The 14,749-nt window shown below is 73.9% G+C and carries 10 protein-coding genes; 4 read left to right on the top strand and 6 right to left on the bottom strand.

Going from position 1 to position 14,749, the window contains the following annotated elements; genetic code table 11:
• Nucleotides 1-290: 290 nt before the first annotated feature.
• Nucleotides 291-3,347: a glycoside hydrolase family 3 C-terminal domain-containing protein gene (locus HCK00_RS17340; protein ID WP_311765364.1), complete on the bottom strand. Its 3,057-nt coding sequence runs from the start codon at nucleotides 3,345-3,347 to the stop codon at nucleotides 291-293.
• 632 nt (nucleotides 3,348-3,979) lie between these two features.
• On the opposite strand from HCK00_RS17340, the gene HCK00_RS17335 reads away from it, so the two are divergent.
• From HCK00_RS17335 to HCK00_RS17320, 4 genes are all read left to right on the top strand, one after another.
• Complete coding sequence (locus HCK00_RS17335) at nucleotides 3,980-5,674, top strand: extracellular solute-binding protein (RefSeq protein WP_168102891.1); 1,695 nt, start codon at nucleotides 3,980-3,982, stop codon at nucleotides 5,672-5,674.
• Nucleotides 5,671-6,690 (top strand): ABC transporter permease, encoded by a 1,020-nt coding sequence (locus HCK00_RS17330; RefSeq protein WP_311765363.1) that lies wholly within the window; start codon nucleotides 5,671-5,673, stop codon nucleotides 6,688-6,690. The genes HCK00_RS17335 and HCK00_RS17330 overlap by 4 nt, the downstream gene beginning before the upstream one ends.
• On the top strand, nucleotides 6,687-7,664 hold the full coding sequence (locus tag HCK00_RS17325; protein ID WP_168102890.1) for a carbohydrate ABC transporter permease: 978 nt from the start codon (nucleotides 6,687-6,689) through the stop codon (nucleotides 7,662-7,664). Before HCK00_RS17330 ends, HCK00_RS17325 begins: the two co-directional genes overlap by 4 nt.
• A gap of 227 nt (nucleotides 7,665-7,891) precedes the next feature.
• A complete protein-coding gene (locus HCK00_RS17320) occupies nucleotides 7,892-8,590 on the top strand; it encodes a glycoside hydrolase family 12 protein (protein WP_168102889.1) in 699 nt (232 codons plus the stop codon).
• Nucleotides 8,591-8,719: 129 nt separating this feature from the next.
• Here HCK00_RS17320 and HCK00_RS17315 read toward each other — a convergent pair whose 3' ends face one another.
• From HCK00_RS17315 to HCK00_RS17295, 5 genes are all read right to left on the bottom strand, one after another.
• Nucleotides 8,720-9,733, bottom strand: coding sequence for a LacI family DNA-binding transcriptional regulator (locus HCK00_RS17315; RefSeq protein ID WP_168102888.1), 1,014 nt, complete (start codon nucleotides 9,731-9,733; stop codon nucleotides 8,720-8,722).
• An 821-nt stretch (nucleotides 9,734-10,554) separates the two neighbouring features.
• A complete protein-coding gene (locus tag HCK00_RS17310) occupies nucleotides 10,555-11,175 on the bottom strand; it encodes a GTP-binding protein (protein ID WP_168102887.1) in 621 nt (206 codons plus the stop codon).
• A complete protein-coding gene (locus HCK00_RS17305) occupies nucleotides 11,156-11,542 on the bottom strand; it encodes a DUF742 domain-containing protein (RefSeq protein ID WP_168102886.1) in 387 nt (128 codons plus the stop codon). The genes HCK00_RS17310 and HCK00_RS17305 overlap by 20 nt, the downstream gene beginning before the upstream one ends.
• On the bottom strand, nucleotides 11,539-11,970 hold the full coding sequence (locus tag HCK00_RS17300) for a roadblock/LC7 domain-containing protein (protein WP_168102885.1): 432 nt from the start codon (nucleotides 11,968-11,970) through the stop codon (nucleotides 11,539-11,541). Before HCK00_RS17300 ends, HCK00_RS17305 begins: the two co-directional genes overlap by 4 nt.
• Entirely contained in the window at nucleotides 11,967-14,426 is a 2,460-nt protein-coding gene (locus tag HCK00_RS17295) for a sensor histidine kinase (RefSeq protein WP_168102884.1), read from the bottom strand. The genes HCK00_RS17300 and HCK00_RS17295 overlap by 4 nt, the downstream gene beginning before the upstream one ends.
• Between the last annotated feature and the right edge of the window lie 323 nt (nucleotides 14,427-14,749).

Raw genomic sequence — 14,749 nt, 5'->3', positions numbered from 1 at the left:
GGGTCCCGGGCCCATGAGCCGGGGGCCGGGCTGATCCGGGGGCCGGGCCCACGCGGCCCGGCCCGCCGGGGTGTCCAGGGGGCGCCGCCCGCGGGGTCCGCCGCGCGGGCGCCCGGGGCCCGCGCGCTCTCCCGCACCGCCGCCCGGCCCGTACCGGCGGAGCCCGGGCACCATGCCGAACGGCCGGGACGCGCAGCCCACACGACGCGTCCCGGCCGTCCTTGCGCGACCGCGGTGCCGGCCCGGTCCTCCGGCGTCTCACCCGCCCGGGAGACGTCGGAGGTGCCGGGTCAGCGTGGTGCGGCCGCCCGGGACGGCTCCCTCGGTGCGTCCCGGAGTCGGAAGTCGATCCGCGCGAGGCGGGCCGCCCCGCGCACGGTGACGAGCAGGTCGCGGACCCCGCGCGGGGTCCGCTCCAGGGGGACCTCGACGGTCCGGTAGGGGTGGCGGTCCCCTTCCTCACCGGTCCGCGGGATGTCCACGGCGCCCAGCGGGGCCGGACCGGCGAGGGCCAGCTCGATCCGGGCGGCGCCCGGTCCGGTGCGGGCCACCGTGAGCAGGGCCGTGGCCGGCTCCCCGCCGGGGCCGCCGCCGGGCCCGTCCCCGGGCCCGAAGTCGCAGGCGCGGAAGGCCAGCCGGGCCGGTGCGGCGCCGTCCGCCGGGGTGACCGCGCCGTCCCGCCCCGGGGCCCGGTCCACCAGCCGGACGTTCGACGCGCTGTCGTACGCGTCGGCCGCCAGTCCCCGCCGCACCACCGGGCGCGGGGCGGGCGGCGGCCCGTCCACGATGACCCGGGCGGTGAGCCGGACATCCGCGGAGGAGGCACCGGCCAGCAGGGTGTAGCGGCCGGGGTCGGTGGTCCAGCGGCCGTGCGCCACGTCGTGGTGGCCCAGCGCCGCCACCGGGACGGTGAAGCGGAACCGGCCGCGCTCCCCGGGCGCCAGCCGGCGGCGTTCGGAGGCGACCCACTGGCGGTCCGGACGCGGCACCCGGGGCTCCTCGGCGCGGGCGTAGAGCTGGACCACCTCGTCCGCCGCCGTCTCCCCGGTGTTGGTGACGGACAGGGTGACGGTGAGGTCGTCACCGTCCCGGACCACGGCCAGATCCGTGTAGGCGAAGCGGCTGTAGGACAGGCCGTGGCCGAAGGGGTAGAGCGGTGCGGCGCCGGAGTAGAGATAGGTCGCGCGGGCCCCGATGATGTCGTAGTCGAACAGGCCGGGCAGGTCGTCGTCCGAGGCGTACCAGGTCTGCGGCAGCCGCCCGGCCGGCGAGACGTCCCCGAACAGGACCCGGGCGAGGGCGGTGCCCGCGGCCTGGCCGCCGTGCGCGGTCCACACCACGGCGGCCAGCTCGGCGTCGGCGTCCGGGACGGCGTACGGATAACTGCTGGTCAGGGCCAGGACGGTGCGCGGATTGGCGGCGCGCGCGGCCCGCCACAGCCGGCGCTGGGCGTCGGGGAGCCGGAGGGTGGTGCGGTCCTCGGTCTCCCGCCCGTTGATGTGCGGGTCGTTCCCCAGGACCACCACCGCGGTGCCCGCCGCCGCGGCCGCCCGGGCCACGGCGTCCTCGCCGCGCTCGACGACCTCCAGGGTGAACAGTCCCCGCTCCGCGGGATGGGCCGCCGGGGGGTCCGGCTCCGGCGCCGCGGGGGCGGCGCGCAGTCCGTCCGGGGTGAGCACGCAGGGGTGGCCGGTGGCGAGGTGGCGCAGGAGCAGCCGCCCGCCGTCCCGCGGTTCCAGGGCGAAGGTCTCCCGCACCACCCAGCCACCGGGCCGCTCGGCGGACGCCCGGACGTAGCCGTCACCGGCCACGCTCAGGTACCGCCCGTCCGGTGCGCGCAGGGTGAGGACGCCGCCGCCCCAGTCGGTGAGCGCCAGCACCGTGCCCTCCGCGTCCGCGGTGACCGGCGGCAGATCGGTCCGGGCCGCGGTGTGCGCGGGGTTGAACGACCCCTCGTCCGCCGGGGTGCGGTCCGGGGCGCCCGCCGGTACGCGCAGCACGCCGCCCGCCGCGCAGTGGAGCAGGACCCGGTCGTCGCCGCTCTCGTGGCGCACCCGGTGGGCGCCCAGCCGCTCGGCGAGCCCCTCCCGCGGGGTGACGCTGCGCAGGAAGTCCCCGCTGTACCAGTCCCGTTTGCAGACGTCGGCGAGCGGGCCGAGTACGGTGACCGTGGGAGCGCCGCCGTGCTCCCCGGGCTCACCGGCCGTCCCGGACCCGGTCCCGGACCCGTCCGTTCCCCCGGCCTCCGCCGCACCGCCGGAGTCGCGCAGCGGCAGCAGACCGTCGTTCTTCAGCAGCACCACCGCCTGCTCGGCGGCCTCCAGGGCGAGCGCCCGGTGCGCGGGGGTGTCGAAGGACTCCGGTCCGGTGCCCGCGTACGGGTCGGACTCCGGGTCGAACTCGCCCAGCGCCGCGCGCATCAGCAGCAGCCGGCGCACGGCGGTGCCGATGTGGCCCTCGTCGATCAGCCCGCGCCGCAGCGCGCCGCGGAGCCGGGCGATCGTGGGGCCGGCGTCCTGGTCGTGGTCGGTGAAGCTGTCCACGCCCGCGCGGAGGGCGGCGGCCAGCGCCTCCTCGTGGTCGGCGCAGTACCCCTGGGAACCGGCGAGGTTCGAGGGGGCCGCCGCGTCCGAGCAGACCACCAGCTCCCGCTCCGTCCAGCGGCGCAGCTCCTCCGCCAGATACGGGGAGAGATGGTTCGGCACCCCGTTGACCAGGTTGTACGCGGGCATCACCCCCGCGACGGCGCCCCCGCGCACCGGGCCGCGGAAGGCCGGCAGATCGTACTCGTGCAGCACCCGCGGGGGCACGGAGGCGGAGCTGGTGTCGCGCAGGGTCTCGTTGTTGTGGGCCAGCCAGTGCTTGAGCACGGGCGCGGTGCGCCACACCTCGGGGTGGTCACCGCGGAGCCCGCGGGTGTAGGCGGTGGCGAGCGCGGCGGTCAGCGAGGGGTCCTCGGCGTAGCCCTCCTCGTTGCGGCCCCAGCGCGGATCGCGCAGCGGATTGACCACGGGGGCCCAGACGTTGAGTCCCACCCGCGGGTCCCGGGCGCGCATCGCCCGCACCTCGGTGGAGACCGCCTCGCCGACCCGGCGCAGCAGTTCCGGGTTCCAGGTCGCGCCGAGCCCCACCGCCTGCGGGAAGACGGTCGCCGGGCCCATCCAGGCCACCCCGTGCAGCGCCTCCTGCCCGGTGCGGAACGCCGCCAGCCCCAGCCGTTCGACGGGGGGCGCGAACTGGTGGAGCATCGCGATCCGCTCGTCGAGCGTGAGCCGGGCCAGCAGGTCGTCCACGCGCCGCGCGGCCGAGGGCGGGGCGCCGGCGGGGGAGGGCGGTGCGGTGGACACGGACGGGGACTCCTCGCGGCCGGGCGCCCCGGAGACTCGCGGGGCGGTGGGGGAGACGCAGGGTGGTGGGTGGGGGAGACGCAGGGTGGTGGGTGGGAGAGGCGCAGGTGGTGGGTGGGGGAGACGCAGCGGGGCTGGGCGGGAGCAACAGCGTGGTACGGCGAACCGGTCGCCCGGAGCGCCCGGGGTGGACGCCGGGCGGACACGGGCAGGGAGCGGGCCGGAGGGGCGCGGGTCCGCCTTCGAAGCGCTTCGATGCTGCGGCTCCCGGACGGACATGTCAAGACGTCCCGCAGCGCCGAAGCGCGTCTCCGGTGTCCGGAAGCGTGACAACACCCGTCCGCAAGCGGTTTCTTGTGACGGCTCTTGCGCGGCCCCACCCCCGCACCTAACCTCTGCGCCATCGAAGCGCTTCGACCGCCGCTCGTCCGCATGTTCTGTTCTCTGCGTGCTTCTCGCGTTCTCCCGCATGACCCCGTTGCTTGACGTTCCCTGTCTTCACCTGCCGTTCTCCGCTGTTTTCCGCCGTTTCCTGCCGCTCCCGCCGCTCCCGCCGCTCCCCGGCCCGGCCCGCGCCGGCCGCCCGGACTCTTGGGCGCCGGCGTGACGGTGACGCCACGAAGGGCTGACGCATGCCGAAGTTCCAGGCCCCGGACCACCGGGCCGCACCGGGCCGCGGCCGTCCCAGCAGACGGGCCGTACTCGCCGGAGCGGCCGCCGCCGCTGCCGCGGCCGGTGGCGTCCCCCTGCTCTCCGGCTGCTCGGCCGGGGAGAGTTCCGGCCGGGACGGCACCACCGGCGGCAAGGACCTCAAGAAGCTGCTGCCCACCTATGTGGCGTCCCGCGTGAGCGACCCCGACATCCCCGGCCGCAACGGTTCCAGCCCCGGCTTCACCCGGGCGCCCGCCCCGGAGGACCTGACCCGCTCCGTCCGCTCCGCCCCCGGTGGCGGCGGCACCTACACCGCGTTCACCCCGCTCTGGGGCACCCCGCCGCCGAAGGACGCCCTCTACTACCGGGCCGTCAACAAGGAGCTGGGGGCCACCGTCCGCTGGCAGACCCAGGACGGCAACTACTACGGCGAGAAGCTCAGCGCCGTCCTCGCCTCCGACGACATCGCCGACATCGTCTGCGTCCCCCAGTGGGAGATGCAGGGCCGGGTGCACGGCGCGATCAGCGCCAAGTTCGCCGACCTCGGTCCGTACCTCTCCGGTGACCGGGTGAAGAAGTACCCCAACCTCGCCGCGATCCCCACCGACGCCTGGCGGATGTCCGTCTTCGGCGGCAGGCTCCGCGGCCTGCCGATGCCGGCCCGTCCCCTCGGCGGCGTCATCCCCTTCTACCGGCAGGACCTCTTCGAGAAGGAGGGGTACGAGGTCCCGCGCAGCCCCGCCGAGTTCCTCGCCCTCGCCAAGGAGATCACCCGCCCGAAGAGCCGGGTGTGGGCCTGCGAGGACATGTGGTGGAGCGCACAGATCATCTTCGGCTGCCCGCCCGAGAAGCCGTACTACTGGACCGAGGAGAACGGCAAGCTCGTCCACAAGGTCGAGACGGACGCCTACCTCGAAGCCCTGGAGTGGACCCGCAAGCTCTACGCGGCGAAGGTCGTCCACCCGGACGCCGTGGCCGGCAAGGCCAACGACATGACCGTCCGCTTCACCTCCGGGCAGTCGCTGATGATGAACGACGGCGACGGCAAGTGGTACGGCCTCACCTTCGAACAGGCCACCGCCAACCCGGGGTTCCGCATCCAGGCGATGGACTTCTTCGGCGCGGACGGCGGCGACCCCGTCCTCTACCAGGGCGCCCCCGCGAACATCTGGTCCTTCCTCAACAAGAACCTGTCGAAGGAGCAGATCGAGGAGTGCCTGGCCCTCGCCGACTTCATCGCCGCGCCCTACGGCACCCGTGAGCAGCGGCTCATCGAGTACGGCATCGAGGGGGAGCACCACACGATCGAGGACGGGGTACCGGTGAAGACCGAGAAGGGGGTGAAGGAGGTCCTGGACACCTACCGCTTCGTCGTCTCCCCCCAGGCGTCCGTCGCCTACCCCGACCACCCGCGGATGGTGAAGGACTACTGCGGCTGGATGCAGCGCATGGGCCGCCACATGCGCAAGCCGCTCTTCCACGGGATGCAGATCCAGGAGCCCAACCGCTACGCCTCGCTCTACACCCCGTTCGAGGACCTCAACAAGGACGTGGTGCGCGGCCGGAAGCCGATGCGCGACGCGCAGCGGGCGGTCGAGGACTGGCGCAGGGGCGGCGGGGACAAGCTGCGCGACTGGTACGCGGAGCTGCTGGAGAAGAACGGCAGCGGGGTGTGAGCAGCACCGTACGGCCCCGTGCCCAGGAGGCGCCCCCGGCCGCCGGCGGCGGAGCCGGGAGCGCGCCGGGGCCCGCCGCGGGCGCCCGCCCGGGCGGTCCGGCCGGCTCCGGCCTGGGCCACCGGCTCCGCCGCGACCGCTCGCTGCTGCTGATGACGGTGCCCGCGGTCGGCCTGCTGGGGCTGTTCGTCTACGTGCCGCTGATCTGGACCACGGTCGCCTTCAAGGACTACGACCCGTTCCTCGCGGGGCTGTGGGCCAGCCCGTGGACCGGGGCGGAGAACTTCTCGCTGCTCTTCTCCGACAGCCGCTTCTGGGACGCCGCAGCCAACACCCTCGCCATCACCTTCCTCCAGCTCACACTCTTCTTCCCCATCCCCATCGCGCTGGCGCTGCTGCTCAACAGCCTGCTCAGCGACCGCGTGCGGGGCGCGGTGCAGAGCGTGCTGTACCTGCCGCACTTCTTCTCGTGGGTGCTGGTCGTCACCGTGTTCCAGCAGATGCTGGGCGGCGCGGGGCTGCTCTCCCAGTTCCTGCGGGAACGCGGCCACGAGGGCTTCGACCTGATGACCGACCCGGCGGTCTTCAAGTTCCTCGTCACCGCCCAGCTCGTCTGGAAGGACGCCGGCTGGGGCGTCATCGTCTTCCTCGCCGCGCTCGCCGCCGTCAACCCGGAGCTGTACGAGGCCGCCGCGGCCGACGGCGCCGGGCGGCTGCGGCGGATGTGGCACGTCACCTTGCCCGCGCTGCGGCCGGTCATCGCCCTGCTGCTGGTGCTGCGCGTCGGGGACTCCCTCACCGTCGGATTCGAGCAGATCCTGCTGCAACGGGACGCCGTCGGACCGGGCGCCTCGGAGGTGTTCGACACCTACGTGTGGTGGGTGGGCATCGCCAACGGCGACTACGGCGTCGCCGCCGCGGGCGGTCTGATCAAGGGCGTCTTCAGCCTCGTCCTCGTCCTTCTTGCCAACAAGGTCGCCCATCTCCTGGGCGAACAGGGGGTGTACCGCAGATGAGCGCCGCGCCGAGCGCCCCGCTGCCCGGGGTCACCGCGCTGCCGGAACCGCCGGCCCCCGGACGCCCCGGGCCGCGCCGGACGAGCCGTCCCGGGCGTCCCGTCTGGGAGGAGGAGCCGGGTCCGGTGGGGCAGGGGCTCAAGGGCGTCACCCTCGGCGTCATCTGCCTGGCGGTCCTCGGGCCGCTGTGGGTGGTGGTCGTCACCAGCCTCTCCGACCAGCGGACCATCACCGAGGCCGGCGGCCTGGTGGTCGTCCCCCGGACCATCACCTTCCGCGCCTACCAGGAACTGCTCGGCGGCGGCACCGTCACCCGGGCCGTGATCGTCTCCCTGCTGGTCACCCTGGTCGGCACGGCGCTCAGCATGGCCGTCTCCGTGCTGTGCGCCTACGGGCTCTCCCGGCCGGGATCGCTGCTGCACCGGCCCATCCTGCTGACCCTGCTCGTGACGATGTTCTTCAGCGCCGGGCTCATCCCCACGTATTTGCTGGTCACCGGTATCGGCTTGCAGGACAGTTACTGGTCGATGATCCTGCCGAGCGTCGTGTCGGTCTTCAACATCCTGGTGCTGCGCGCGTTCTTCATGAACACCGCGCCGGAGCTCATCGACAGCGCCCGGATCGACGGCGCCGGGGAGTGGCGGATCCTGCTCCGGATCGTGATGCCGCTCTCCAAGGCGGTCATCGCGGTGATCTCCCTCTTCTACGCCGTCGGCTACTGGAGCCAGTGGTTCAACGCGATGATCTACCTCAACGACGCCTCGAAGTGGCCGCTCCAGATGATCCTGCGGCAGCTCGTCATCAAGGAGCAGGCCCCGCAGGGCATGGCACAGATGATCGCCACCCAGCAGGTGCCCTCGCTGGCCGTGCAGATGGCGGTGATGGTGCTGGCGCTGGTCCCCGTCGTGCTCGTCTACCCGTTCGTCCAGAAGCACTTCACCAAGGGCATGCTCATCGGTGCCGTCAAGGGCTGACCCGGCCCCGGATCCCCCCTCGCCGGGGCCGGGTCGCGGAGCCGGCGCCGCCGGCCCCGTTCCGCCGTCCGCCGCGGGGGCCTGATCCGGCCGCCGGCCGCGAGGACACCGCGGAGATCCCCCTGGGCCGCCACGGCGCCGCCGTGCCGCGCACCGGGGAGCACCACCCGCACCCACCGCACGACCCGTACCGCACCAGTCCCCCCACCTCCTGACGGGAGAACACCGTGCGCCACACCCGCAGATCCGTCCTGACCGCCCTCGCCGCCGTGGCGGGGCTCACCGTCTTCGCCTCCGCCCCCGCCCACGCCGCCGTCTGGCAGACCTCCGACCAGTGGGGCACCTGGTCCACCGGCGGCTACACGCTCTACAACAACATCTGGGGCTCGGGGGCGGGCTCGCAGACCATCTGGGCGAACTCCTCCAGCGACTGGGGGGTCACCGCGAACCACCCCAACACCGGCGGGGTGAAGTCCTACCCCAACGCCAAGAAGGTGGTGAACAAGCGGATCAGCCAGATCTCCTCGCTGACCAGCTCCTACAACGTCACCGTCCCGAACTCCGGCGCGTACAACACCAGCTACGACATCTGGGACTCCGCGTACAACCACGAGATCATGCTCTGGGTCAACCAGACCGGTCCCGTCGGTCCCATCGGCGCCCGCCAGGACACCGTCTCCCTCGGCGGCCACACCTGGAACGTCCACCGGGGCAGCAACGGCCACAACAACGTCTACTCGTTCCTCCGCACCGGGAACTCCACCTCCGGCACGATCAACATCAAGCCGATCCTCGACTGGCTGAAGAACACCAAGGGATGGATCGGTGACGAGGTCATCGGTGACGTCCAGTTCGGCTACGAGATCACCTCCTCGGCCGGCGGCCTGAACTTCCGCACCAACAGCTTCTCCGTGTCGGGCGGCTGAGGCCGGCCGCGGGCCGTTCCCCGCCCGGCGGGGCCGGCGGGCCGGGTACCGGGAGCGCTCCTCCGGTGCCCGGCCCGCCTCCCGCCGGTACGGGCGGGGGCGGGCGGGGGACGGGCGGAACCGCTCCGCTCAGCCGCCGGCCGGGGCCGGGCCGGAGCTGGCGCGCACGGCGAGTTCGGGCGGGAGCAGGGTGACGTGCGGCAAGCCGCGGCCCGCCAGCCTCTCCACCACGAGGTCCACCGCGCGCCGCCCCATCTCCTGTGCCGGGATGGCGACGGAGGTGAGCGGTACGGACGCCTGAACGGCGACCTGCTCCGGGCAGACCGCCACCACCGAGACATCCTCCGGCACCGCCCGGCCCTGCTGGCGCAGGAGGCTGAGCAGCGGGTCGACCGCGTTCTCGTTCTGCACCACGAGGCCGGTGGTACCGGGGCGTTCGTCGAAGACGCGGGCGAGGGTGCCGGCGATCGAGGCGTAGCTGCCCTCGCAGGGGCGGTGCAGCAGGCGCAGCCCCAGCTCCCGGGCGCGGCGGCGCAACCCGTCCATGGTCCGCTCGGCGAAGCCGGTGTGGCGCTCGTACACGGCCGCGGCCTCGCCGATGACGGCGATCTCCCGGTGGCCCAGCTCCGCCAGGTGCTCGGCGCAGAGCGCGCCCGTCGCGGCGAAGTCGAGGTCGACGCAGGTGAGGCCGGTGGTGTCGGCGGGGAGCCCGATCAGCACGGCCGGCCGGCCGGTCTCGCGCAGCAGAGGGAGCCGCGCGTCGAGGAGTTCGACGTCCATCAGGATCATGGCGTCGGCGAGACCGCTGCCGGCCACCCGGCGCACCGCGGCGGGGTCCTCCTCGCCGGTCAGCAGCAGAACGTCGTAACCGTGGCCGCGGGCGGTGGTGGCGATGGCGATGGCGATCTCCATCATCACCGGGACGTACATGTCGGTGCGCAGCGGCATCATCAGGGCGATGATGTTCGACCGGCTGCTGGCGAGCGCCCGCGCACCCGCGTTGGGGTGGTAGCCCAGTTCCTGGATACTGCGTTCGACGCGGTCCCGGGTGGTGGCGGAGATGGAGCGCTTGCCGCTGATGACGTAACTCACGGTGCTGGCGGAGACGCCGGCGTGCCGGGCGACCTCGGCGAGAGTGACCATGCAGAGTCTCCCAGCGGCAGGAGGGGCGTACGCGGGCCGGCCCGGTGGCCTGGCGGCCCGGCGAACGGGCGCCCGGACGGCGGGCCCGGGTGGTGGTGAAGCGCTTCGACGGGGGCCTGCACGCCCTCTCCCGGGACCGTGTGACGACAGTAGACCCGCCTCCCCGACCTGTCCAGAGGGGTTGCCGTGGTGCTGTCGAAGCGCTTCAATGGCGCGCCTTCCGAAGGGCGGATGTCTCTGTCCTCGCGAACAGGTGCTCGGGTGCGGAGGTTGCCCCCGGAGACTCCCTTCCGGGCCTCCCGCCCCGCGCGTCCACTGTGCCCGGGGGCCGGGAGGGGAGGGCGCGGCCGGGGCCCCGCCCGCCGGGCTCCGGAGGTGTCGGACGGCCGCCGGTGGCGATCCCGAGGCGGAGACGGGCCCGCATCCGGGGCGGTTCCCGCTCCTCCGCGGTGATGCCGCGCTCCGCTCACCCCGCCGGCGCGGAGTGACGGGCGCGGGTGCGGGGTGAACCCCCGCCCCGGAGGCCCGGCTCGGGCGCCGCGACTCCGGGGCGGGGTGACGGCGGGGACCGCCCGGAGGGGCCGTGGATGCCGGGTCGTCGTGTGCCCGGTGCCCCCGGGGCACACCGGGTGCGCCCACCGCACCCGGCGGATGCCCCGGCGGCCCCGGCATGCAGGGACGTCCGGTCCGGCAGGGACATCCGGTCCGGCGGGGCCGGCGGGCACCCCGGGTGGGGGCCCGCCGGGGCACGCGCCCGGCGGACGGTCCGGCGGGGCCCCCGGGGACCCGGAGTTCCGCCGTCCCGCCGCCGGAACCGCGCGTCAGCCCACGCCCACCGGGGTGTCGTCCGGCGGTGCCTGTGCCATCAGCCGGTCGACCAGGGCGAGCATCAGGCCCCGCCCCACCTCCGGCCGCCGTACGTCACCGAGCAACAGGGGCACGTCCGGGTCGAGGTCCAGGGCCTCCCGCACCTCCTCCGCGGTCCGGTCGCACTCCCCGTGGAAGCAGTTGACGCCCACCACGAACGGCACGCCCCGGTTCTCGAAGAAGTCGATGGAGGCGAAGCTCACCTCCAGCCGCCGGGTGTCGACCAGGACGATCGCCCCCAGCGCCCCGTTCACCAGGTCGTTCCACATGAACCAGAAACGTTCCTGGCCCGGTGTGCCGAACAGGTACACCACCAGCTCGGCGCTGATGGAGATCCGGCCGAAGTCCAGCGCCACCGTGGTGGTGCTCTTCTCCGCCAGCCCTTCGATCACGTCCACGCCGGCGCTGGCCTGTGTCAGGTACTCCTCGGTCCGGACGGGCGCCACCTCGCTGACCGCGCCGACCAGAGTCGTCTTCCCGACGCCGAATCCACCGGCGACGAGGAACTTCACGGCCGCGGGGGCCGACCGGCCGCGCTCCGGACGCGCGTCCTGGTCAGAGTTTCTCCAGCCCATCCCTCACCGCCTGCAGAAGAGTCGTGTTCAGTCCGGCCTGCCGCGCCGTGGGCGGCGGCCGTACGGCCACCCTGCCCTGCGTGATCAGGTCCCCGACAAGGATCTTGGTCACCGAGACCGGAAGATTCAGGGTCGCCGCGATCTCCGCGATCGCCGACGGCTCCCGGCACTGCTCCAGAATCGCGCGGTGCTCGGGTTCCAGGCCGCGCGCCGCGGTCTTCTCACCGTGCTCGTCCACGGTGACGACCATGGTGATCAGCCGGAGATCGTCCCGCTCCGGGGCGGTGCGTCCGCGGGTGATCGCGTACGGCCGGACGAGGGAGCGGTCCTCGTCGCCCGGTTCCAGTCCCTCGGTCCAATGGCTCAACCAGCTCTCCCTCCGTCACCGGAGGAATCGGCGCGCGGTTCCGTGCCGAGCTTCTTCCCGACCTGCTGGACGAGGGTGTACATCGCCACGGACATCACCTCGGCGTCGACCTCCTGGGAGGCGACCACCGCCAGATGCGTCCCCTTGCCGGCGGATATGACGAACAGCCACAGGTCCGCCAGTTCCACGATGATCTGGCGTACCGTGCCGCCGTCGAACAGTTCGTCGATGCCGCGGGCGAGGCTCTGCTGGCCCGTGGCCACCGCGGCCAGCCGCTCCGCGTCGGTGCGCTCGATGGTCCCGGACTGGCTGACGACCATGCCGTCGTCGGACAGGATGACGGCGTGCAAGGTGCCCGCCACCTGTTCGACGAGGCCGTCGAGCAGCCAGTCCAGATCCCGGTCCGTCGCGGTGGTGCGCTGGTTCATTCTCGGTCTTCCCTCGTTCGTCCGCCGGTGCCCGGCGTGCTTGCTTCGGCCGGGGGAGTGCCCTGGTGGGCCGGCCTGTCGGTGTCAGGGGTGCGGGTGGTGCGGGACTGGCGCTGGAAGGCGCCCACGGCCGCGCCGGAGCGGGCGGGTTCGGGCGCCCGTTCCGGGCCGGAGACATCCCGCTCCCCGGACGCCGGGCGGGGCTCCCGGCGCAGTTCGGGGGTGAGGCTGGCCTGCCGGACCCGCCGGGGGAGGGGGGTGGCCGCGCCGCCGGCGCCCTCCCCCGCCGTCCCGTCCTCCTCCACGGTGACGGTCGTGGCGGCCGTTCCGTTCCGGGGCGGGGCGGCGCCGTTCACCCGGGCGCCGTCCTCACCGGCGGGTGTGGCCGCGCCCGGGACGGACGCCGCGGCCCGGCCGGGGGAGCGGCGCGGCAGTTCCGACCGCGCCTCCCCGGCGGACGGCTCGCCCGGCCCGCCCGGTCCCGCCGTCCCGGCGGGCCCGGCGATCCGCTCCGCCGGCTCCGGGGCGGCGGCCCGCGCCGGGGCCTCCGCCTCCTGGGGCCCGGGCCCGTCCGCGACCAGCTCGGCGGGGATCATCACGATCACCCGGGTGCCACCGAAGACGGAGGGCCGGAACTCCACGGTCAGGCCGAGCCCGGTGGCGAGCCGGGCGACGACGTAGAGGCCGAGCCGGGCGTCCTCGGCGCGGGAGAGCATGTCCACCCGCGGTGGGTCGGCCATCATCCGGTTGAGCCGCTCGTACTCGTCCCGGTCCATGCCCAGGCCGCGGTCCTCGATCTCCACCACGAGCCCGTTGCCGACCACGCCGGCCCGCGCCTCGACGGGGTTGGGCGGCTTGGAGAAGGCAGTGGCGTTCTCCATCAGCTCGGCCACGATGTGCGTCACCGGCCCGACCGCGCGCCCGGACACCCAGGGCGAGCCCGGCACCTCGATCTGGATGCGCCGGTAGTCCTGCACCTCGCCCAGCGCGGACCGCATCACGTCCAGCAGCGGCACCGGCTTGCGCCAGCGGCGCTGCGGCTGGCCGCCGCCGAGGATCACCAGGTTCTCCTCGTAGCGGCGGAGCCGGGCGGCGAGGTGGTCGAGGTCGAAGAGGCCCTCCAGCACGTCCGGCTGCTCGTGGCGCCGCTCCATCTCGTCCAGCTTCTTCAGCTGGAGGCCGATGAGGAGCTGGGTACGGCGGGCGATGCGCTGGAGCAGCCGTTCGAAGCCGCGGTGCTGCTCGGTCTCCCGTACGGCGGTCTCGACGGCGCTGCGGCGCGCGAGGTTGAGCGCCTGCCCCAGCTGCCCCAGTTCGTCGTTGCCGTGCGGTACCTCGCGCACCTCGGAGTCCACGTCCACGTCCTCGCCGCGTTGCAGCCGCGCCACGACCTCGGGCAGCTCCGTCTCCAGCCGGGCCGCCTCGTCGCGCAGCGCGAGGATCCGCTTGCGCAGGGCGCCGGTGAGCCACAGGCTGAGCGCCACGACGACGGCGACCGCGCCGAGCCCGATGAAGCTCGCCGCGAGCATCCGCAGCAGCAGCGACCGGGTGGAGTCGGCGGCGGCGGTGTTGAAGTCCGCCGCCCGGGAGTCGATCAGCCCGCGCAGCTCGGGCTTCAGCCCGTCCATGGCCAGCCGCCACTGGGCGGCGTCGCGGGGCAGCGTGGAGATGTCGGCGACCGGGCCCTGGAGCAGCGTCTGCTCCATCACGATCTTGGTACGCCAGGAGTCCTGCACCGTGAGGCGCTGGAAGCGCTCGATGTCCGCCGATGGCAGATGCGCCTCGATCCGGTCGGCGATGAGGTACTGCTGCACCCCGATCCACTCCGCGACGCGGGACCGCTCGGCGTTGTCGATGTGGTCCGACCCCCAGGCGTGGGCCAGGACCGCGTCCTCCCGGGAGATCATCTCGTCGACCCACATCAGGTCGGTCAGCGGCCGGGCCTGGACGCTCACGTCGCCGCCGTCCACGTTGCCGAGCGCCTCCACCAGCCGGAGGTTGCGGTCGATCGCCTCGGTGTAGGAGTCGAAGCCCACGACGGCGGTGGCGGTCCGGTCGTCCACGGCGTCCCGGATGTCACCGAGCTGCCGCAGCTCCGTCCGGGTGGTGTGGAGCGCCTCGCGGAGTTCGGTGTGGAATCCGGAGGTGTCGTCGGCCGTGCCCGCGCGGAAGGCGCGTACCGCCGCGTCGGTGCGGTTGCGCTGCTCGCGCAGGGCGGTCAGGGAGGCGGAGCCGTCGGTCAGCACCGCGCTGGTGAGCCGCCGCTCGTCCTGGAAGGCGGTGTTCAGGTCCGCGGCCAGCGCGATCCCGCGCTCGGCGAGCGCCGCGTGGCGGTCCTGCAACCGCCAGTCGGTGACGAGCTGAGCGGTGCTGACGCCCCACAGGGCGGCCAGTGCCAGGCTGGGGATGACGGCCAGCACCAGCAGAATCATCCGGAGCGAACCCGGCTGGGGCACACGGCCCGCCCTCCGCCCCGGTCTCTCAGGCGTACGTGCGCGCAGTGCCATTTCACCCCAGCTGAAGTCACATGAAATATCGCCGCAGGTGGAGGCGGCGAGTGGTGGGGCCGATGCTAGTTGTGACCACTGCCGTAAGGAACACGGGTGCAGGCACCAGATGGATAAAGATCCACTGCGTCGCCCCGCGGGACCCCGGCGGTGCCACCGGTCACGGTGGCGGGAAGCAGCGCAGGTGAGCCGCTGTTCCATGCCGGCGGGACGGTTTCGCGGGGCGGCCCGTGACCGGCCACACACCGGGCGGTGGCCGGGTGAGGGACCTG

The organism is Streptomyces zingiberis, assembly GCF_012034935.1.
In the GTDB taxonomy this organism is placed as follows: Bacteria; Actinomycetota; Actinomycetes; order Streptomycetales; family Streptomycetaceae; genus Streptomyces; species Streptomyces zingiberis.
The sequence above is the reverse complement of the archived record's forward strand: the minus strand, read 5'-3'. Positions and strand labels throughout refer to the sequence as shown.